This window comes from Lentzea guizhouensis, from assembly GCF_001701025.1.
In the GTDB taxonomy this organism is placed as follows: Bacteria; Actinomycetota; Actinomycetes; order Mycobacteriales; family Pseudonocardiaceae; genus Lentzea; species Lentzea guizhouensis.
In genome coordinates this window covers 1239727-1258022 of record NZ_CP016793.1, presented here as the reverse complement: position 1 = coordinate 1258022, position 18296 = coordinate 1239727, and the positions used below count along the sequence as shown (strand labels likewise).

Sequence of the window (18296 nt, the reverse complement as noted above, 5' to 3'; positions counted from 1 at the left end):
GCGCGGAGCGTACAACTCCCACGATTTGGGCTACGGCCTATATACGTATGCGTTCAGCTGGTTGACCGCCGCCTGCGCGTTGCCGAGGTGGTAGAGGTCGACCGACAGGTAGTTCGGCTTCTTCCGCGCTGCGGGCTGGCAGAACTGCTGGGCGCGGTTCTGCAGCTTGCCGTTGTCCGCCGTGGCGGTGCTCGTGAACGGAACGTCCCGGAAGTGGTTCATGACGAACAACGGCTGGAACCTGTCCGTGACCGTGAGCGGTTTTTCATCCCATCGGCTGTAACAGGACCAGTCGGACGCACCCACACCCGGCCCCATCGACCAGTAGTTCTCGACCGTCCAGTCGCGCTGGTAGAGCACACCGGTGTCCTCGCGGCCGTCCTTGCCGTGGTCGGTGAAGATGATGAGCCGCTTGTTGGTGCTCTGCAGCTGACTGCGCGTCGGCCAGCCGTTCTCCTTGACGCCCTCGGCCCGGTACAGCACGTCGTTGAGCCCGTTCACCTTGCGCAGTTCGTTGCGGAAGGTGGTGGCGTCGACGTAGTCCTCCAGGAAGACCGTGATGATCTCCTGGCGGTTGTTCTTGAGGAAGTCGACCATGCGCTGGAGGTCGACGTTGAGCGCCACCGGCCGGCTCACGAGCGTGCAGCTGTTGTGGCACAGGATCGCGCCGTCAGGCGTCTGGTGGATGTCGAGCATGAACCCGCGCACGCCGTCGTTCATCTGCTGCACGATGCCGCGCGTCTGGTTCTTGGCGAGGTTGACGAACGGCGGCGCGAACCCGCCGTCGACCCCGTTCGCATAGGCGTTGTGGGCGGTCAGGAACGTCATCTGGTCGAGCCGCGGATCTTGCGGCATCGGTTCCGTGGTGGCGTTGACCGGCGTCAGGTACCACCGGGTCTCACCGCCGAGGCTGAAGAACTCCCATTGATCACCGAACTGCCTGAGCTCGTGGGCCGTGTCCCCTTGTGAGCACGAAGCCATGGTGAGCTGGCGGGTGATGCACTGGCCCGGCGAGTCGGTGTTCTCGAACCTCCCGTCAGCGAGTCGCCATTGCTGGTGGTCCTCATTGCCCTTCGGGCGGTGCAGGGCGAGTCCGGTGCCGCTCTGGGCGACGTTGAGCCCGGTCCGGACACCGGTGACGTAGAACGTGCCGCTCGGGGCCGCGTGCGCCGGGGTGGCGGTGGCGGCGGGCACCAGGGGCAGTAGCAGCGCGGCTGCGATGGCAGGGAGGTATCGCATGGGGACAGCGTCACTCAGCCGAGTGAAACATGAAACATCCTCAGGCGTGTGGACGTTTAACACTGTGGGTATCCCACGCATCGCTAGCGCCTCTTAACAGGAGAAAGTTCCACGCAGGGCAGCCGTCGCCCAGCCGAAGGGTTCGGGCCGGTACTGAGCGCCGCCTTCACAAGCCGCGCAGGGTTCGACTCCCTCGGTTGCCACTCACTCAGGAGACGTGTGTCCGCGGACAGCGCGGACCGCGTCGTTCGTCGTGTCTTCTGGGGAGCGACCCCCAGACCCCCGCGTGTTCGGGCGCGAGCGCCCGGACGAGGTGAGCTCCGCCGGGCTACGCGTCAGCCCGGCGGCCTCTCCTTCGTCGCGGTCAGAACGGCGGCTCCCCGCCCGGTTGCGTCAAGGGCGGTGCGTTCCCCCGCGGCCTGCCAGCGCTCTCAGCCGGTCGCCCACGTACCGGAGCGCCTCCCTCAGCGGGTCACCGCCGCCGCACCTGCGTCAGGGCCTCGCGCAGCCGGCCTTCCACGTACCGCAGCGCCTCCCGGAGCTGGTCCTCGGTGGCGCGTCGACGGGACCGAACGCGATCTGGCGGTTCACCTCCAGGTTGACCACCCGCGGGTGGCGCCACGTCCACCGGGCGAGCTGGGCGACCTTGGCGTTGACGGCTGAGCTGAGGTACGCGCATGAGTTGTCCGGCCTTTCGATCACTGGTTCTCCAGGGGTGGGAGTTCTCCGGGAACCAGGATGACGACGAGGTCTGACAATTTTTCAGGGCGAGCACCGGGGACATCCCGGATGCTTGATCAACGGCAAAAGCAGAACATCGGACTCGTGGACCCACTGGGGAGAAGGCTCACGACGATCACCGGCATCGCCTCGATCGTCTTCACCGTCGGCACCGCGCTGCACGCATTCGTGATCGTCGACGACCACACCCTCACCAGGATGATGGTTCTCGCGAACGCCGACCCGGCCGCGGCAGAGCAGTTCCTGACGGTCTTCCGGGCCGTCGGCTGCCTCTACATCGTCGCCAACGCCCTCGGCGTCCTCGCCTTCCGGCCCGCACCGCCCAGGTGGCTGCTGCCCGCCGTCCTCGTCACCAACGTCACCCAGGCCGCCGGTGTCTTCATGGTGCCGCCCCAGATGTGGCAGGCCGCGGTGGAACACTTCGGACCGGTGGGCACCCTGCCGTCCGCCATCACCGACGGCGGCGCGTTCGTCCTCGCCGCGGCGATCACGGTCACAATCGTCCGAGCACGAAAGAAGCCCGCCCAGCGGAGCTGAGCGGGCCCTGTCAAAGCGGCATCAGATGGCGCGGACGGCCTGCGCCTGTGGTCCCTTCTGACCCTGGCCGATCTCGAACTCGACCCGCTGCTGCTCCTCGAGCGAGCGGAAGCCGTTGCCCTCGATCTGCGAGTAGTGCACGAAAACGTCCGGACCGCCGCCGTCCTGCGCGATGAATCCGAAGCCCTTCTCGCCGTTGAACCACTTAACAGTGCCCTGCGCCATGCGAAATGCTCCCTATAGTCGTTGACCCCGGAGACCGGGGTCCGCAGGCAGTCTGCCAGGCGGAAGTCCTTCTCACATGTTGGTTAGCCCGGTGGTGTGACGAAGTAAGTTGGCACGGGTACCACCGAGAGGAGCAGGCATGACGAACTGGCTGGACGTCGCGCGGGACGTCGCGGCGACGCTCAGGTCCGACGCGGCGGACAGGGACCGGGCCAACCAGCCACCCACCAAGGAGGTGGAGCTGCTCCGGCAGAGCGGCCTGCTCAACGTCAGCGACTGGGCCACCCAGCAGCGGATCAACCGGATCATCGGGGCCGCCGACGCGAACGCCGGGCACCTCCTCGGGTACCACTACCTGCAGATCTGGCGCAGCGGGCTGTTCGACACCGCCTTCTCCCGGCACGACGACCAGTTCTGGGCCGGGGTCAGCAACCCGCTCGACGCGGCGCTGGAGCTCACGCCCACCGGCACCGGCTTCCTGCTCAACGGGCGCAAGACGTTCGCCACCGGAGCGAGTGTCGCCGACCGGCTCGTGGTCAGCGCGACCCGCACGGACAACGGCGAGAAGCTCACCTTCCTGCTCGACGGAAAAGCGACCGGGATCACCTGCTTGGACGATTGGGACAACATCGGCCAGCGGCTCACGGCGTCCGGCGGGGTCGTCTTCGAGAACGTCGAGGTGACCGAGGTCCTCGGTGTGCAGCCAGCCAACGAGGACCCGCGGATCAGCCTCGCCGCGATCGGGTTCCAGCTGGTGCTGGCGCAGCTCTACGTCGCCATCGCGGAGGGCGCGCTCGACGAGGCCGCCGACTACACCCGCACGAAGACCCGCCCGTGGTTCGTCAGCGGGGTCGAGCACGCCACCGAGGACCCGTACATCGTCGCCGCGTACGGCGAGATGGTGTCGCAGACCAAGGCCGCCGGGCTGCTCGCGGACGAGGCCGCCAAACTCCTCTGGGAAGCGTCAGAGCTCGGCAAGAACCTCACGCCGCAGAAGCGCGCACAGGTCGCCGTCGAGATCTCCGCGGCCAAGGTCGTCAGCACCAAGCTCGTCAACGAGGTCAGCAGCCGCATCTTCGAACAGGTCGGCGCGCGCGGCACGGCGCAGAAGTACGGCGTGGACCGGTTCTGGCGCAACGCGCGCACGCTCACGTTGCACGACCCGGTCGTCTACAAGGCACGCGAGGTCGGCGAGCACTTCCTGACCGGCGCCCGCCCCGCGCACACCGGGTACAGCTGATGGAACCCGTGCTCGCCGACTCGGTCCGGCTCACCGACGACGGTGTGCTCATCCTCGACCGGCGGCAGTTCCCGTTCGAACGCGAATGGGTGCTGTGCAAGACGGTCGAGGAGGTCGCGAAGGCCATCGAGGACATGGTCACCCAGTCCTCGGGGCCGTACTTTGCGGTCCTCTACGGCATGGTGCTCAAGGCCCGCACCCTCGAACACCTGCCGTTCGACCAGGCCCGCGCACAGCTCCAGCAGACCGCGACCATGCTCGAGAACACCAGGCGCACCAACAACGCACTGCGCAAGGCCACCGCGGTCGTCCTGGAAGCCGTTGACGCCGAACGAGACGTCACGGAAGCACTGAACGGCGCGAAAACCGGTGACCACAGGTACCGCGACAAGAGCCGAAAGCTCGGCGAGCACACGGCCAACCTGCTGCCGGAGCGGGCCACCGTCCTCACCCACTGCTGGGCCGACCTCTACCTCACCGAAACGGTCAAAGCCGCCCAGCAGCAAGGAAAAAAGCTGAAGTTCTACTGCACGGAGACCCGCCCGTACCTGCAGGGCGCGCGGCTGACGGCCGAGACGTTGATCGAGATGGGCGTCGACACCACGCTCATCACCGACGGCATGGGCGCCGCAGTGCTGCAGAGCGGCGAGATCGACGCCTTGGTCACGGCGGCCGATCGGGTGACCATGGACGGGCATGTCGTCAACAAGGTCGGCACACTGGGACTGGCCGTGGCAGCGCACGCGTTCGGCGTACCGTTCCACGCCCAGGTGCAGGCACCCGACCACAAGGCGCCGACGACGGAGCACGTGGAGATCGAGTACCGCGACGGCGCCGAGGTGCTGCAGGTGCTCGGCAGGCCGAGTGCCACACCGCGGGCGAAAGGGCTGTACCCGGCGTTCGACGTGACGCCGCCGAGGTTCGTCACGGACGTGGTGACAGACCGAGGCGTCTTCAACGCCGGGGAGCTGGACAAGTACTACGAGGGAGAACAGCGGTGAGCAAGTGGGTCGTGCTCGACATCGAGGGCACGCTGAGCGCCACGGACCAGGTGCTGGTCGTGCTGTACGACTACGCGCGGCCGCGGCTCGGGCCGTGGATCGAGCAGCACGGTGACGACCCGGTGGTCGCCGACGCGGTCCGGCAGATCAAGGAGCTGTCCGGCCACGACGACGTCGTCAAAGCGTTGCACGACTGGATGGACGCCGACCAGAAGGTCACGCCGCTCAAGACGTTGCAGGGCTTGATCTGGCAGCAGGGGTACGCACAGGGCGACCTGGTGGCGGAGTTCTTCCCGGACGTCGTGCCCGCCATCCGCAAGTGGCACGGCGACGGCATCAAGCTCGCGATCTTCTCCAGCGGCTCGGTCGCCGGCCAGATCGCGTTCTTCCAGCACACCACCGACGGCGACCTGACCCCGTTGCTGGAGCACCACTTCGACACGGTCAACGCCGGACCGAAGCGCGAGGCCGCGTCGTACCACAAGATCGCCGAGACGTTGCAGAGCGACGACATCACGTTCTACAGCGACGTCCCGGCCGAGCTGCACGCCGCGCAGGAGGCGGGCTGGAAGACGGTCGGCGTCGCGCGCGCAGGTGAGCCGTACGGCAACGCCGACTTCACGCCGCACCCGACCGTGTGGGAGCTTTCGTGACCGCGGAGCTCGCACGCGAGTGCGCCCGTTACGCCGCGATGGGCTGGATGCGCGGCACGTCGGGCAACCTCTCCGTGGTCACGCAACGCGATCCGCTCCGGCTCGCGGTCACGGTCAGCGGCGTCGACAAGGGCGAGATCACCGCGGCGGACAGCGTGGTCATCGACGAGCACGGCAACGCCGTCGACAGCGACAAGGTCCCGTCCGCCGAGGCGGGCCTGCACGCCAGGATCGCCAGGGTCGCCGGAGCGGGCGCGGTCGTCCACGTCCACGCGCTGGCACCGGTGGTCGCGGCGGAGCACTGGCCGGACGGCGTGGTGCTCAAGGACCTGGAGATGCTCAAGGGCTTCGGGCGCTACGACCACGAGGAGGTCGTCGTCCCGGTCGTCCGCAACTCGCAGGACATGGTCGAGCTGGGTGACGCCTTCGAGAAGGGCTTCGACCCGCGCACGCCCGCGTTGATCGTCGCGCGGCACGGCGTCTACGTGTGGGGCGACGACCTGGTCCAGGCCCGGCACCGGCTGGAATGCCTGGAGTGGTTGCTGCGCTTCAAGGTGGAGACGCGACAGGAAACCTTCACGGGGAGGCACGCATGACGCTGCTGACGGTGTGGCCGGACTCCGGCCCCGAGACGACGCTGCTCCGCACCACCGATCCCGAGGAGGTCGCCACCGAGCTCAAGGAGCACGGCGTGCGGTTCTCCCGCTGGTCCGTCGTGGACGGTGTGACCGCGGAGAACGCCCTGCAGGTCTACGAGAAGGACATCGCCCGCGTCAGCGAGACGGAGGGGTACACCTACGTCGACGCGATGGAGATGGCCCCTGCCGACACGGACGAGTACCGCGTGAAGGCCGCCGAGTTCCGCACCAAGTTCCTCGCCGAGCACACGCACGACGACGACGAGGACCGCTACTTCGCCCGTGGCGCAGGCGTTTTCTACCTGCACATCGGCGACAAGGTCTACGGGGTGCTCTGCACGGCCGGCGACCTGCTGAGCGTTCCGGCGAACACCACGCACTGGTTCGACATGGGCACGGAACCCGATTACGTGTCCGTGCGCTTCTTCCACGACGACGACGGCTGGATCGGCAACTTCACCGGCAGCGACATCGCCACGAAGTTCCCGACGTTCGACGAGCTCGCCGCAGGCCACCTGTAAGGCGCTGTGGGTAGTCGCTAGTCGGTTTCACGAATGTGAAAAGTTCGCCCATCTGAATCTTGTTCCGGAAACTGAACGAGGTATTGATCCCTCTGCCTTCGTGCCCCCAAAGTGGTACAGACCACTTATCGAAGGTCGGAGGGATTCACCGTGGAAACCCCTGCACTCCACACCAGAAGGTCGGTACTGGCCCTCGCCCTGACCGCACCCCTGCTCGTCGCGCCGGCTGGTCTCGCCCTCGCCCAGCCGCCGTCCGCGCAGTGGGTGTCGGCCCCGTACAGCTACGACGTGCAGAAGCCGCACAACCTCGCCACCAGCGCGCGCTACAGGTTCGAAGGCGGCGTGCACACCATGTGGGTCTACGACTACGACGCTCCCCACACGCCCAGCAGCACCACCGATCCACGCACCGAGCTGCGCTTCCACCAGGAGTACACGAGCGGCCAGCGCGCGTGGGAGGGCGAGATCTACATCCCGTCCGGCGTCAGCGGTCCGACGGTCGTGCAGATCCTGCGCGAGAACCGCCCGGCCGGCACCCGCGCCACCGACGTGATGCTCAACGTCGCCAACATCAACGGCGGCACCCTGCGCAAGGACAGCAACCAGGTCATCGCGACGGGCATTTACAACAAGTGGTTCCGCATTCGGGTGGAACACACCGCCGTTTCGAACGCACGCGGCACGATCAAGGTGTTCTACAACGGTTCGCTGAAACTCACGCACCAGGACGAAGGACCCGCGAACCGGTACTTCAAGAACGGCGTCTACCACCACGGCAGCGGTCGCGCGGAGGCCCGTTTCCGCAACATCACCTACTGGCGCCAGTAGTCCTCGCACCTTTGCCGGAACGGCAACGAAAGTGGCCGGGATCCGGTCGCGGCTGGCAGATTCCGCGACCGGACCCCGAACACCACTGCCGGCAAGGACTCCTCATTGCACGTCTTCCTCACGGGCGCCAGCGGCTACATCGGCGGCGCCGTCGCCAGGGAGCTGGTCCGCGCCGGCCACACCGTGCGCGGCCTGACCCGCACCCCCGGTGTGGCCGGAACCCTTGCCGCGGCAGGGATCGAGCCGGTCGTCGGGGACCTCGGCGACACCGCCCTGCTCCACCGCGAGGCGGAGCGGGCGGACGCGGTCGTCAACACCGCGAACAGCGACCACCGCGGTGCCGTGGACACCTTCGTCAAGGCGTTGCGCGGCTCGGACAAGGTCCTGGTCCACACCAGCGGAACCAGCGTGATCGGCGACGACGCCCAGGGTGAGCCGTCGAGCACCGTCTTCGACGACGCCGCGCCGTTCAGCCCTGGTGACCACCCCATCCGGCGCGCCCGCTACGACGTCGACCGCGCCGTGCTCGACGCGGAAGTGCGCTCGGTCGTGCTGTGCAACTCGCTGATCTACGGCAACGGCACCGGCCCCCGCCCGCAGACCGTGCTCATCCCGCCGCTCGTCGAGCAGGCCAGGAGCAGCGGTGTCGTCCGCGTTGTCGGGCGTGGCCTCAACCGCTGGTCGACCGTGCACCTCGACGACACGGCGGACCTCTACCTGCTGGCTCTCACCGACCCCGCGGCCACCGGGTTCTACTTCGTGGAGGGCGGCGAGGACGTCTCGTTCGCCGAGATCGGTCAGGCGATCGCCCGCCGCCTCGGGCTGGGGCCGGTGCAGCCGTGGGACCTCGCCGCCGCCGGGGCGGTGTGGGGCGAGGGGTTCGCCCGCTACGCGCTCGGCGCCAACAGCCGGGTCCGCGGCACCCGCGCCCGTGCCCTCGGGTGGCGCCCGTCGCGTCCGTCTCTCACCGACTGGCTGGAACACGACATGCCCCTAGGGTGAGGTCATGAGCTCACAGGTGGCGGTGGCATCGCTCGGCGGCACGATCACGATGACGGGCTCCGGTGCGGTGTCACCGACTCTGGGCGCGCAGGACCTCGTCGGTGGCCTTGAGGTCGGGGAGATCGCGACCCTGGCCACGGTCCCCGGCGCCTCGCTCACGTTCGAGACGCTCCTGGAGGCCTTCGACTGGGCCGACGAGCAGGTCAAGCAGGGCGCGCGCGGTGTGGTCGTCATCCAGGGCACCGACACCCTCGAAGAGACCGCCTACTTCTTCGACTGCCTGTGGCCGCACGACGAACCGCTCGTCGTCACCGGCGCCATGCGCCACCCCGGACTCCCCGGCGCCGACGGCCCCGCCAACCTCGCCGCCGCCGTCGCCACCGCCCAGGCACCCAACTCCCGCGGCCGCGGCGCCCTGCTCGTCCTCAACGACGAGGTCCACGCCGCCCGGTGGGTCCGCAAGGCGCACAGCAGCCTGCCCAACGCCTTCGCCTCGTTCCCCGGCCCGCTCGGCCTGGTCGTCGAGGGCTCGCCGCAGTTCTTCCACCCCGCCCACCGGCTGACCGCGCTGCCCCGACCGGCCGGTGTGCCCGCTGTGTCGCTGATCGAGGCGACGATCGACGACGACGGCGCCCTGCTCGACTGGCTCAACGTCGGCGGTGTCGTCGTCGCCGCAACGGGAACCGGGCACGTCTCGACGGGCATGGCCGAGGCGATCTCCCGCGCGCGGTTCCCGGTCGTGGTCGCCACGCGGACGGGCGCGGGCACCACGTTCCAGAACACCTACGGCTTCACCGGCTCCGAGTCCGACCTGATCAAGCGCGGCGCCGTCATGGCGGGGTGGCTGTGTCCCCGCAAGGCGCGCGTGCTGCTGCGGCTGGCCCTCGGCGCCGGAGAGCCGGTCGAGATCGTGTTCGCGAGCCGCGGCAACTCGCTGCACTGACGCACGGGTGAGGGCGGATCACCGCCAGCACCAGGAGGTGCGGTCTCCCGAGACTGGTTCGCGTGCAGACAGATCAAGCGACGCGACTCCGCGGACCGGCCGTGTTCTTCCTGGCGTTCGCCGCCGCACTCGGAACGTCCACTTCGTACCCGCTGTACCCCGCCGTGGCCGCCGTGGCGGACTCACTGGGCACGCAGCTCACCGCCGTCGGCCTCGCGCTCGCGGCGGGACCGGCCGGCTACCTGGCAGGACTCGGCCTGCTGGTGCCGCTGGTGGACCGGTTCCCGCCGGCACGGGTGCTGGCCGCGCAGTTCGCCGTGCTGGCGCTGGTGCTGGCGGCGAGCGCGGTGGCCGGCAACGTGGTGCTGGCTGCTCACCGGTGTGGTCGGGCCTGTTCGGCCGTGGCGCGGGCCTCAGCTCGGTGGCGGGCCGCCTCGCACCGGCGAACCGCCGCGCCACCGTCCTCGGCATCGTGACCGCGGGCATCTCGGCCGGCATCCTGGCCGGGCGGATCGCCGGCGGCTGGCTGACCGAGAGATCGGCTGGCGCGCAACGCTCCTGGCGTTCGGCGGGCCTGTGCACTCGTCGCGGCGGGCTCAGCTCGGTGGCGGGCCGCCTCACGGCGAACGCGCCACCGTCTCGGCATCGTGACCGGGCATCTCGGCCGGCATCTGGCCGGGCGGAGCCGGCGGCTGGCTGACGACGAGATGGCTGGCGCGCAACGCTCCTGGCGTTCGGCGCGGCCTGTGCACTCGTCGCGGCGGGCTGCCTGCTGCTGGTACCGCCCGCACGCGGCAGCGGGCGCGGTTACGCGGAGACCCTGCGCACCCTGCCCGGCCTGATCACCCGTCACCCCGTCCTGCGCGGCGCGGCCACCCGCGGCGCCCTGTGGTTCTTCGCCTTCTGCACCCTGTGGTCCGGCCTCGCCGTGGTGCTCTCGCAGCCGCCGTTCTCCTACTCCGCCGAACGCATCGGCCTGTACGCGCTCGCCGGCCTGGCGGGCGTCCTCGCGACCAGGGCCGCCGGCACCTGGACCGACCGGACCGGCGCCCGCCGCGTCGTGCTGGCAGGCCTGGCCGTGGCGGGCGTCGCCGCGGTCGTCAGCGGCTGGACCCTCACGAGCACCGTCGTCTGCCTGGCCGTGTTCGACGCGGGCCTGTTCGCCGCCCAGGTCGCGAACCAGAGCACCGTGCTCGCCATCGACCCCGCGGCACCGGCCCGGTTCAACAGCGCCTACATGCTCGTCTACTTCGTCGGCGGCACCCTCGGCACCGCTTACGGCGCGGTGGCGGCGGAACACCTCGGCTGGCCCGCCACGGCCATGAGTGCCGCAGTGGCGATCACTGCCGCCTACTGGCACCGTCTGCGCAGCTAGAGGCGGGGTTGGCCGGATTCTGTTTTCACCCGAACGAGCCAGTTACTTGGTTTCATTCCACGCCATAGCTTCCTCGGTATGGCAGCAATCGCGTCCACCCCGTACAGCCGGGACCTCGGTGATGAACTGCGCCGCATCAGGGAGGCGTGCACCCCGTTCCACGGCAGGGCGATGGCCCTGCACCTCGGCTGGGACCCGAGCAAGGTGTCCGACATCGAGTTGGGCAAGGCGCGGGCGAGCGACATCGACCTGGTGCAGTACCTGGCGACCTGCGGCAAGAACCTGGAGTTCGTCGAGTCGTTCCGCCGCCGGTACCACCACGCGTTCGACCTCTACTTCGCGCAGGACAACAGCAACCTGCGCACGCTCGCGATGACCGAAACGATGGCCAGCAGGATCACGTCATACGACCTGATCGTCGTGCACGGCCTTTTGCAGACGGAACGCTACGCGCGCGAGCTCTTCGTCGACTCGCACATCGAGGCACCGGCGGACATCGACCAGTACGTCGAGGCGCGGATGGACCGCCAGACGATCATGCGGCGGCACAACCGCCCTGAGTGCGTGTTCTACGTCCACGAGCTCGCGTTGCGCATGCGGCTGGGCACGCCGGAGATCCGCGAGGACCAGTACCTGCGTCTGCTCTTCAACACGCACATCCTCCGGATCGTGCCCGCGCACATCACGAGCTTCCGCTCTGCTTGCACGTTGTACGAGTTTCCGAAGGTGGCTCCGGTGGTGTTCACGGAGACCGATGTGACGCAGGTGTTCGCGCAGGAGAAGACCGCCGTGGCACAGGCCAGGAGGCTCTTTCAGCGGCTGGATGCCGTTGCCTTGGATGAGGAACAATCGCGGAGCAAGCTGATGGAGTACGTCAGCGGACTGCGAGAGGACTCTCATGACCCCGGAACGGGCCTGGCGTAAGAGCACCTACAGCACGGGGAATGGCAACGGAAGCTGCGTGGAGGTGTCGCTGGCCCAGGACGCGCTCGTGCGGGACACCAAGAACGTGAGCGGTGACGTGCTCACGTTCTCGATTCCCGCCTGGCGTGCCCTGGTCAGCTGGATCGGCTGATCGCGACCGAGGTGTTCGCGGTCTCCACCGTCACCCGGACGGTCTGAGGCGCCAGCGACTGCAGGTACTGCGCGTGGTCGCGGCCGATCGAGTCGCCGAGCGCGATGAACGCGAGCCGCGGCAGGTCGAACGCGGTCGTGGCGCAGAAGTCCTCCAGGCGGTCGAAGCCGCGGCGGAGGCCGGTGGCGTCGAGGCCGAACACGGCGTGCCGGTCGAGCTTGGCGGCGCCGATGTCGAGCAGGTGCAGGGCGTGCAGGGCGTGGGTGAACGCCATCGCGCACACCTCGATGCGGGCGCACGACGCCAGCAGCGTGCGCACCATCGACGGGTGCAGCGACTTGCCGGACGTGCGCAGGACGACGTCGATGCCGGCCTGGCGGAACTGGTCGACGATCTCGAAGAGTCCCGGCACGGTGAGGGGTTCGCCCCCGCCCAGCGTGACGGTGTCGGGGCGCATCGAGATGAGCGCCTTGGCGATGTGCAGCATGCGGTCGTGGCTGAGCCGCGCGTGTGCGACGTCCCAGGTGATGTCCATGCGGTCTGGCCCCCTTCGGCGGATGCCGCCGATCCAATCCGGGGAGCTGTCCCGCTGTCAGGTGACCGGTGTCCCCAGTCAACCGGGACCGCGGTTGCCCACGGGGTGCTCAGGAGCTGCCGAGACCGGCTTCCCTGGCCGCCACGATGGCCTGGGCGCGGTCGGCGACCTGCAGTTTCGTGAAGATCGCGGACACCCGGTTGCGGACGGTCTTCTGCGAAAGGCTGAGCCGGTGGGCGATGGAGGCGTTGTCCTTGCCGGACGCCATTAGCTCCAGCACGTCCCGTTCGCGGTCGGTCAGCTGCGGGAACGCCACCGCCTTGGACGACGAGATCGCGGTGAAGTAGCCCATCATCCGCTCGGCGATGGTCGCGCTGAAGATCGCCTCTCCGGCACCTATGGCCTGCACCGCGCGCACGATCTCGTCGTCGTCCGTGGTCTTGACGAGGTAGCCGCGCGCGCCGGCCCGCATCGCCGCGAAGACCAGTTCGTCGTCCTCGTGCATGGTCAGCACCAGCACACCGACCTCGGGCAACGCCGCCAGCATCTGCTTCGCGGCCTCGACGCCACCCAGCCGTGGCATGTGCAGGTCGAGCACGACGACGTCCGGCTCGACCTCCAGCACCACGGCCACGGCCTCCACGCCGTCGGCCGCCTCGCCGACGACGGAGATGCCGTCCTCGCCGTCCAGCAACGCCTTCATGCCGCGCCGGAAGACCGGGTGGTCGTCGGCGATCACGACCCGCGTCATCGAACCTCCAGCGCTATCGGACTTCCAGCGGAAGCCGCGCGACCACCCGCGTGCCGTGTGGTTGGGCCGGTGTCACTGTGCACGATCCTCCCAGCTCGGCACAGCGTTCCCGCATCGAGTCGAGGCCGACACCGGGTTTCGCGTCCGCCGCGACCCCGCGGCCGTCGTCCACGATCTCCACGACCAGGTCGCCGTCGTGCCGGACGGTGATCACGCAGTTCCGCGCGCCCGAGTGCCGCGCGGTGTTCGTCAACGCCTCCGCGACGATCCGGTAGGCCGCGACCTCGACCGCCGCCGACAGCCCCTCGACCTCCTGCGCCTCCACCGTGACCTTGAGCTCGCCGTGGAACCGCGCCGCCTCGTCCCGCACGGCCAGTGCCAGTCCCTGGTCGAGGATCGGTGGCCGCAGCCCGTCCACGAGCCTGCGCACCTCGCCCGCGGTCGAGTCGACGTCGCCGAGCACCGGGTCCAGCGCCTCGCCCATCGACCGCCGCAACGCCCGCAGCTGCAACCGGATTCCGACCAACGCCGGTCCCACGCCGTCGTGCAGGTCGCGCCGCAACCGCAGGCGTTCTTCTTCGCGCGCCCGCACGAGCCGTTCGCGGGCGAGCTGCAGATCGGCCGTCAGCTTCATCGACTGCGCGGCCGGTGCGGTGGACCGTGCCAGGTCGACGAGAAGGCTGAGTTCCTTGTCGCTCAACCGTTCGTCTGGCGCGCGCGGCTCGACCACAAGGTCACCGACGGCAGAACCGCGGTACGTCATGGGGAAGCGCAGTTGTGGCCACCCGCGGCTGCGTCCGTGCTCGGCGAGCACCGACCCACCGCGAATCGCGACGTACGGCAGCTTCAACGACTCGGCGACCGTCTGCGCGACGGTCGGCAGCACGTCCTGGGAGCGTTCGAGCTTCTCGCTCAATGTGGACAACGCGGCATAAGGATCGGTCCGCACGCCGTAGAGCCACCGGTCGAGCTTCTTCTGCACCCAACTGCGGAACGGCGCGAACACCAACCCCGCCGCCACGACTCCGATGACCTCGGCGTCGTTGCTGAACAGCCGCCCGGCCGCGAGCATCACGCCCAGGTAGATCAGCAGCAACGCCACCGTCAACGTGCCGTAGAGCAACGACCGGTGGATGAGCAGGCTGATGTCGTACAGCCCGTACCGCACGATCGCGATCACCGCGGCCGCCGGGAACGCGAGCACGCCGATGACCCACGCGAAGTGCCCGTCCGTGGTCTCCAGCGCCGTCGCCACGACCGCCAGCGCCAGCAACGCGAAGGCCCACACGAGCAGCCGGCGTTCGTCGCCCTCGGCCCGCCGCCAGCGCACGAACAACGCCACCACCGCCGCGACCACCGACACCCCGGCCAGGAGCACCGCGACCAGCGTGATCGCCCGCGCGAGCCCACCACCGCCGGTCTGCCAGAAGCCCGCCGGATCACCCCACGAGCCCCAGGCGATCCCGATCGTGCCGAGCACAGCGCTGAACAGGCTCGCCCCGATCGCGAACCACCAGCGGTTGTTCAGGGGCTTGCCGTTGGGGAAGACCAGCGCCACCGCGGGCAGCAGCGCGTACGTCGGCCACCAGATCCACTGCTCGACCCAGCGCGCCGGATGGTCGGCGGGCTGGCCGGCGACCGCGACGGTGATCCCGCCGAAGAGCCCCATGACCAGCAGCAACCAGCCGACGGCCGACCTTTGCACATGACCGATCACCCGCACCCCGAGCAAGGTGCAGGCGAAGGCCACGAGCCAGTTGCGTGGATGCGAGACGGCGCCGGTGGCCACCGTGTGCACGACCGCGTAGAGCACACAGGCGGCCACCAGCGCGCCGACGACCCGGGCGAGGTTGACCTCGCCGCGGGTCAGTCGCTGAGCCAGTGCCACAGGTTGTGGAAAGGAGAACCGGCGTCCATCGTGCTCATGCCGGAGCCTCCCGGCCAGCCCTGGAAGGTCAGGAGCCGGTGCCGCAGCTGTTCCACGGTCATCGCCTCGGCGGCCTTGTGGACGTGGTCGAAATCGACGTCACCAGGCTGGGGGCTCATCGCCCGCGCCTGAAGCTCCGCGTACCAGGACAGGAGCTCTTCGTCAGACATGGTCGAGAAGTAGGGCGGCAGCTGTACTTCCTGCCCGGCTTTCTGCTCGGACTTCGACATGCCCAGTAGGAGTGACAACCGTTCCCCCAGATACACGAGTGGACCCGATCGTTCCGACGATCGGGTCCACTCCTGGTCCATTCAGGGCCTGAGCTGCTGACTCACGGTAGGACCTGGATCTTGCGGCCCTTGCCCGCCTTGAACTGGTCGAGCGCACCCGCGTAGTCGTCCAGTGGCAGCCGGTCACTGATGAAGATCTCCGGGTCGAGCACGCCCGTCGCGAACAGGTCGGCCGCCCGCTCGAACGAGCGCAGCACCGCCATCGAGCCGGTGATCGTGATCTCCTGGTTGTAGATCTTGTACGGCTCGATCGTCACCCGCGCCGAGTAGTCCGACACGCCGAACTGCAGGAACGTGCCGCCCTTCGCGACCCGGCCCAGACCGTCCTGGATGGCCTTCTCGTTGCCGGTGGCGTCGATGACGACGTCCCAGCCCTGCGGCCGGTCCAGCTCGTCCGCCGACGCCGCCGTGCCCGTGACGCCGAGTTGCACGGCGGTCTTGAGGCGTTCGGCGTTGAGGTCGACGATCTCGATGGACGAGGCGCCGGTGAGCTTGCCGAGCTGCAGCATCATCAGGCCCATCGTGCCCGAGCCGTAGATCAGCACCCGCGAGGCCATCTGCGAGCGCAGCACGTCGTACCCGCGGACCGCGCACGACAGCGGCTCGATGAGCGCCGCGTCCTCGACCCGCACGTGGTCCGGCAGCTTCACGCAGTTCGCGACCGGGGCGACCGCGAACTCCGCCGCGCCACCGGCCGTGGTGACACCGATTGCCGCCCAGCGCTCGCACAGGTTGTTCTTGCCGTTGCGGCACATCCGGCACTCGTAGCAGTACAGCGACGGGTCGACGGCCACGCGGTCGCCGACCTTCAGCTCGTTCACCTGGGAGCCGATCTCGACGATCGTGCCCGCGAACTCGTGGCCGGGCACGACCGGCAGCGTCGGCGCGAACTCGCCCTGCAGGATGTGCAGGTCCGTCCCGCACAGCCCGCAGGCGGCCACGTCGACGACCACCTCGCGCGGACCGCACTTCGGATCGTCCACAGTGGTCACTTCGACGGACCCGACGCCGGTGATCACTGCTGCTTTCACTTGACCGCTCCCAACGAAAGGCCCTGGACGAGCTTGTCCTGGGCGGCGAACCCGGCGATGAGCACCGGCAGAGACACCACGACCGCGGCCGCGCACACCTTCGCGAGGAACAGGCCCTGCGAGGTGACGAACCCGGTGAGGTAGACGGGTGCGGTGCCGGCGACGACACCGGTGAGCACCCGCGCGAACAGCAGCTCGTTCCAGCTGAAGATGAAGCAGATCAACGCCGTCGCCGCGATACCGGGCATGGCGATGGGGGCCACGACCCTGCGCAGGATCACCAGGAGCCCGGCGCCGTCGATCGACGCGGCCTCCAGGATCTCCTTCGGCACCTCGGACAGGAACGACCTCATGAGCCACACCGCGATCGGCAGGTTCATCGAGGTGTAGAGCAGGGTGAGGAACGAGATGTTGTCGAGCATCCCGGAGAACTGCGCGATCAGGTAGATCGGCAGCAGCGCCGCGACGACCGGCATCATCTTGGTGGACAGGAAGAAGAACAGGACGTCGGTCCACTTCTCCACCGGCCTGATCGACAACGCGTACGCGGCCGGGATCGCCAGCAGCAGCACGATGATCGTCGACCCGATGGAGGCGCTGAACGAGTTGAGCAGCGGCGGCCACGCGCCGGCGTCGAAGAACTCGCCGTAGCCCTCCAGCGTGAGCGGTGCCAGCAGCGACGGCGGGTTCGTGGCGGCGTCGGACTCGCTGTGCAGCGAGGTCAGGAACATCCACGCCACCGGCGCGAAGAACACCAGGCCGCAGAACCAGGCGAGCACGCCCCAGCTGTGTCCGACCCACTTGGGCCTCATCGCTTCTCCTCCTTGAACAGCGAGGACACCGTGCGCAGCGCGAACGTCGCGATGATGATCGACCCCGCCACCACGATCACGCCGGCCGCGGAGGCCTCGCCGTACTCGTGGGCCTGGTAGAAGGTCTGGTAGATCATGTACGGCAGGTTCGCCGTGCCCAGACCGCCGGACGTGATGGTGAAGACCGCGTCGAAGTTCTGCACGACGTAGATCGAGCCGAGCAGGCCGCCGAGCTCCAGGTACTGGCGCAGGTGCGGGAACGTCAGGTACCGGAAGATCTGGAACGACGACGCGCCGTCGATCGTCGCCGCCTCGACCGGTTCGACCGGCTTCGACTGCAGGCCCGCCAGCAGGATCAGCATCATGAACGGCGTCCACTGCCACACCAGCGACAGCACGACCGCGGTCATCGGCATGGAGCTGATCCAGTCCGGCTGGGCCTCGAAGCCCAGCCAGTTCAGGATGCCGTTGAACAGGCCGTACTCCGGGTTGTAGAGCACGTGCTTCCAGATCAGCGCCGCCGCCACCGGCACCACGAGGAACGGCGCGATCAGCAGCGTGCGCACCAGCCCGCGACCGGCGAACTTCTTGTCCAGCAACAAGGCCAGCCCGAGCCCGAGGACCAGGCTGATCAGCACCACCGACGCCGTGAGCACGATGGTGTTGACCACCGACGAGCGCAGGTCGGGGTCGGTGAAGACGTTGACGTAGTTGTCGATCCCGGCGAACCCGCGGTTGGTGGGGTCCAGCGAGTTCCACTTCATGAACGAGATGACCAGCGTGGCCACGAACGGCAGCTGCGTCACGATGATCAGGAAGATCAGCGCGGGCAGCAGCGGCGCGCGCGTGGCCCACCGGTTGACCTTCTTGCGGGGGACGGGCGGCGGCCGGTCGTCCGTGTCCGGCCGCGCCTGCGTCATGACTGCCATGTC

General features: G+C 68.7%; 23 protein-coding genes. 13 read left to right on the top strand and 10 right to left on the bottom strand.

Annotated features, from left to right (window positions below):
* Positions 1–30 precede the first annotated feature (30 nt).
* Together BBK82_RS06440 and BBK82_RS06435 are read right to left on the bottom strand one after the other, a co-directional pair.
* Positions 31–1239 carry a PI-PLC domain-containing protein gene (locus BBK82_RS06440; RefSeq protein ID WP_065914184.1) on the bottom strand — a complete coding sequence of 403 codons (1209 nt, stop codon included), beginning with the start codon at positions 1237–1239 and terminating at the stop codon, positions 31–33.
* Between the two features lie 492 nt (positions 1240–1731).
* On the bottom strand, positions 1732–1941 hold the full coding sequence (locus tag BBK82_RS06435; protein ID WP_065914183.1) for a hypothetical protein: 210 nt from the start codon (positions 1939–1941) through the stop codon (positions 1732–1734).
* A 123-nt stretch (positions 1942–2064) separates the two neighbouring features.
* Here BBK82_RS06435 and BBK82_RS06430 point away from each other — a divergent pair, with 123 nt between their 5' ends.
* Positions 2065–2517 (top strand): hypothetical protein, encoded by a 453-nt coding sequence (locus BBK82_RS06430; RefSeq protein ID WP_083267820.1) that lies wholly within the window; start codon positions 2065–2067, stop codon positions 2515–2517.
* Positions 2518–2538: 21 nt separating this feature from the next.
* Here BBK82_RS06430 and BBK82_RS06425 read toward each other — a convergent pair whose 3' ends face one another.
* On the bottom strand, positions 2539–2742 hold the full coding sequence (locus BBK82_RS06425; protein ID WP_065914181.1) for a cold-shock protein: 204 nt from the start codon (positions 2740–2742) through the stop codon (positions 2539–2541).
* Between the two features lie 139 nt (positions 2743–2881).
* Between BBK82_RS06425 and BBK82_RS06420 the strand changes: the two genes are divergently transcribed.
* The 12 genes from BBK82_RS06420 to BBK82_RS47250 all read left to right on the top strand — a co-directional run bounded on the left by BBK82_RS06420 (position 2882) and on the right by BBK82_RS47250 (position 12018).
* Positions 2882–3982: an acyl-CoA dehydrogenase family protein gene (locus BBK82_RS06420; protein WP_065914180.1), complete on the top strand. Its 1101-nt coding sequence runs from the start codon at positions 2882–2884 to the stop codon at positions 3980–3982.
* Positions 3982–4983: a s-methyl-5-thioribose-1-phosphate isomerase gene (locus BBK82_RS06415; RefSeq protein ID WP_065914179.1), complete on the top strand. Its 1002-nt coding sequence runs from the start codon at positions 3982–3984 to the stop codon at positions 4981–4983. Before BBK82_RS06420 ends, BBK82_RS06415 begins: the two co-directional genes overlap by 1 nt.
* Complete coding sequence (gene mtnC, locus BBK82_RS06410; RefSeq protein WP_065914178.1) at positions 4980–5636, top strand: acireductone synthase; 657 nt, start codon at positions 4980–4982, stop codon at positions 5634–5636. The genes BBK82_RS06415 and mtnC overlap by 4 nt, the downstream gene beginning before the upstream one ends.
* 38 nt (positions 5637–5674) lie before the next feature.
* On the top strand, positions 5675–6232 hold the full coding sequence (gene mtnB, locus BBK82_RS06405; RefSeq protein ID WP_065920854.1) for a methylthioribulose 1-phosphate dehydratase: 558 nt from the start codon (positions 5675–5677) through the stop codon (positions 6230–6232).
* Complete coding sequence (locus tag BBK82_RS06400; protein WP_065914177.1) at positions 6229–6795, top strand: 1,2-dihydroxy-3-keto-5-methylthiopentene dioxygenase; 567 nt, start codon at positions 6229–6231, stop codon at positions 6793–6795. Before mtnB ends, BBK82_RS06400 begins: the two co-directional genes overlap by 4 nt.
* 150 nt (positions 6796–6945) lie before the next feature.
* Positions 6946–7623 carry a polysaccharide lyase family 7 protein gene (locus BBK82_RS06395; RefSeq protein WP_065914176.1) on the top strand — a complete coding sequence of 226 codons (678 nt, stop codon included), beginning with the start codon at positions 6946–6948 and terminating at the stop codon, positions 7621–7623.
* 105 nt (positions 7624–7728) lie between these two features.
* Positions 7729–8625 carry an NAD-dependent epimerase/dehydratase family protein gene (locus tag BBK82_RS06390; RefSeq protein WP_065914175.1) on the top strand — a complete coding sequence of 299 codons (897 nt, stop codon included), beginning with the start codon at positions 7729–7731 and terminating at the stop codon, positions 8623–8625.
* A 4-nt stretch (positions 8626–8629) separates the two neighbouring features.
* On the top strand, positions 8630–9568 hold the full coding sequence (locus tag BBK82_RS06385) for an asparaginase (protein ID WP_065914174.1): 939 nt from the start codon (positions 8630–8632) through the stop codon (positions 9566–9568).
* Between the two features lie 62 nt (positions 9569–9630).
* Complete coding sequence (locus BBK82_RS52270; RefSeq protein WP_179953756.1) at positions 9631–10044, top strand: hypothetical protein; 414 nt, start codon at positions 9631–9633, stop codon at positions 10042–10044.
* Positions 10045–10295: 251 nt separating this feature from the next.
* Complete coding sequence (locus BBK82_RS52265; RefSeq protein ID WP_335618112.1) at positions 10296–10943, top strand: hypothetical protein; 648 nt, start codon at positions 10296–10298, stop codon at positions 10941–10943.
* A gap of 78 nt (positions 10944–11021) precedes the next feature.
* The gene (locus BBK82_RS06370; RefSeq protein ID WP_065914171.1) at positions 11022–11867 is read left to right on the top strand and encodes a DUF5753 domain-containing protein; all 846 of its coding nucleotides are present in this window, start codon (positions 11022–11024) and stop codon (positions 11865–11867) included.
* Positions 11842–12018, top strand: coding sequence for a DUF397 domain-containing protein (locus tag BBK82_RS47250; protein WP_071812534.1), 177 nt, complete (start codon positions 11842–11844; stop codon positions 12016–12018). Before BBK82_RS06370 ends, BBK82_RS47250 begins: the two co-directional genes overlap by 26 nt.
* Here the strand turns inward: BBK82_RS47250 and BBK82_RS06365 are convergent.
* The 7 genes from BBK82_RS06365 to BBK82_RS06335 form a co-directional block, all read right to left on the bottom strand.
* Positions 12002–12553, bottom strand: a complete 552-nt coding sequence (locus BBK82_RS06365; protein WP_065914170.1) for a radical SAM family protein — start codon at positions 12551–12553, stop codon at positions 12002–12004. The two genes, BBK82_RS47250 and BBK82_RS06365, sit on opposite strands and share 17 nt — an antisense overlap.
* Before the next feature lie 109 nt (positions 12554–12662).
* The gene (locus BBK82_RS06360; protein ID WP_065914169.1) at positions 12663–13304 is read right to left on the bottom strand and encodes a response regulator transcription factor; all 642 of its coding nucleotides are present in this window, start codon (positions 13302–13304) and stop codon (positions 12663–12665) included.
* Positions 13305–13317: 13 nt separating this feature from the next.
* Positions 13318–15192, bottom strand: coding sequence for a sensor histidine kinase (locus tag BBK82_RS53805; protein WP_065914168.1), 1875 nt, complete (start codon positions 15190–15192; stop codon positions 13318–13320).
* The gene (locus BBK82_RS06350) at positions 15171–15461 is read right to left on the bottom strand and encodes a hypothetical protein (RefSeq protein ID WP_154697110.1); all 291 of its coding nucleotides are present in this window, start codon (positions 15459–15461) and stop codon (positions 15171–15173) included. Before BBK82_RS06350 ends, BBK82_RS53805 begins: the two co-directional genes overlap by 22 nt.
* A 101-nt stretch (positions 15462–15562) precedes the next feature.
* A complete protein-coding gene (locus tag BBK82_RS06345) occupies positions 15563–16552 on the bottom strand; it encodes a zinc-dependent alcohol dehydrogenase family protein (RefSeq protein ID WP_065914166.1) in 990 nt (329 codons plus the stop codon).
* Positions 16549–17364 carry a carbohydrate ABC transporter permease gene (locus BBK82_RS06340; protein WP_065914165.1) on the bottom strand — a complete coding sequence of 272 codons (816 nt, stop codon included), beginning with the start codon at positions 17362–17364 and terminating at the stop codon, positions 16549–16551. Before BBK82_RS06340 ends, BBK82_RS06345 begins: the two co-directional genes overlap by 4 nt.
* Positions 17361–18293: a carbohydrate ABC transporter permease gene (locus BBK82_RS06335; protein ID WP_154697109.1), complete on the bottom strand. Its 933-nt coding sequence runs from the start codon at positions 18291–18293 to the stop codon at positions 17361–17363. The genes BBK82_RS06340 and BBK82_RS06335 overlap by 4 nt, the downstream gene beginning before the upstream one ends.
* Positions 18294–18296 lie beyond the last annotated feature (3 nt).

Coding starts and splice junctions, on each gene's coding strand:
- BBK82_RS06440 (WP_065914184.1), bottom strand. CDS start 1,239: ATGCGATACCTCCCTGCCATCGCAGCCGCGCTGCTACTGCCCCTGGTG.
- BBK82_RS06425 (WP_065914181.1), bottom strand. CDS start 2,742: ATGGCGCAGGGCACTGTTAAGTGGTTCAACGGCGAGAAGGGCTTCGGA.
- BBK82_RS06420 (WP_065914180.1), top strand. CDS start 2,882: ATGACGAACTGGCTGGACGTCGCGCGGGACGTCGCGGCGACGCTCAGG.
- BBK82_RS06415 (WP_065914179.1), top strand. CDS start 3,982: ATGGAACCCGTGCTCGCCGACTCGGTCCGGCTCACCGACGACGGTGTG.
- mtnB (WP_065920854.1), top strand. CDS start 5,675: ATGGGCTGGATGCGCGGCACGTCGGGCAACCTCTCCGTGGTCACGCAA.
- BBK82_RS06400 (WP_065914177.1), top strand. CDS start 6,229: ATGACGCTGCTGACGGTGTGGCCGGACTCCGGCCCCGAGACGACGCTG.
- BBK82_RS06385 (WP_065914174.1), top strand. CDS start 8,630: ATGAGCTCACAGGTGGCGGTGGCATCGCTCGGCGGCACGATCACGATG.
- BBK82_RS06370 (WP_065914171.1), top strand. CDS start 11,022: ATGGCAGCAATCGCGTCCACCCCGTACAGCCGGGACCTCGGTGATGAA.
- BBK82_RS47250 (WP_071812534.1), top strand. CDS start 11,842: ATGACCCCGGAACGGGCCTGGCGTAAGAGCACCTACAGCACGGGGAAT.
- BBK82_RS06365 (WP_065914170.1), bottom strand. CDS start 12,553: ATGGACATCACCTGGGACGTCGCACACGCGCGGCTCAGCCACGACCGC.
- BBK82_RS06360 (WP_065914169.1), bottom strand. CDS start 13,304: ATGACGCGGGTCGTGATCGCCGACGACCACCCGGTCTTCCGGCGCGGC.
- BBK82_RS06350 (WP_154697110.1), bottom strand. CDS start 15,461: ATGTCGAAGTCCGAGCAGAAAGCCGGGCAGGAAGTACAGCTGCCGCCC.
- BBK82_RS06340 (WP_065914165.1), bottom strand. CDS start 17,364: ATGAGGCCCAAGTGGGTCGGACACAGCTGGGGCGTGCTCGCCTGGTTC.
- BBK82_RS06335 (WP_154697109.1), bottom strand. CDS start 18,293: ATGGCAGTCATGACGCAGGCGCGGCCGGACACGGACGACCGGCCGCCG.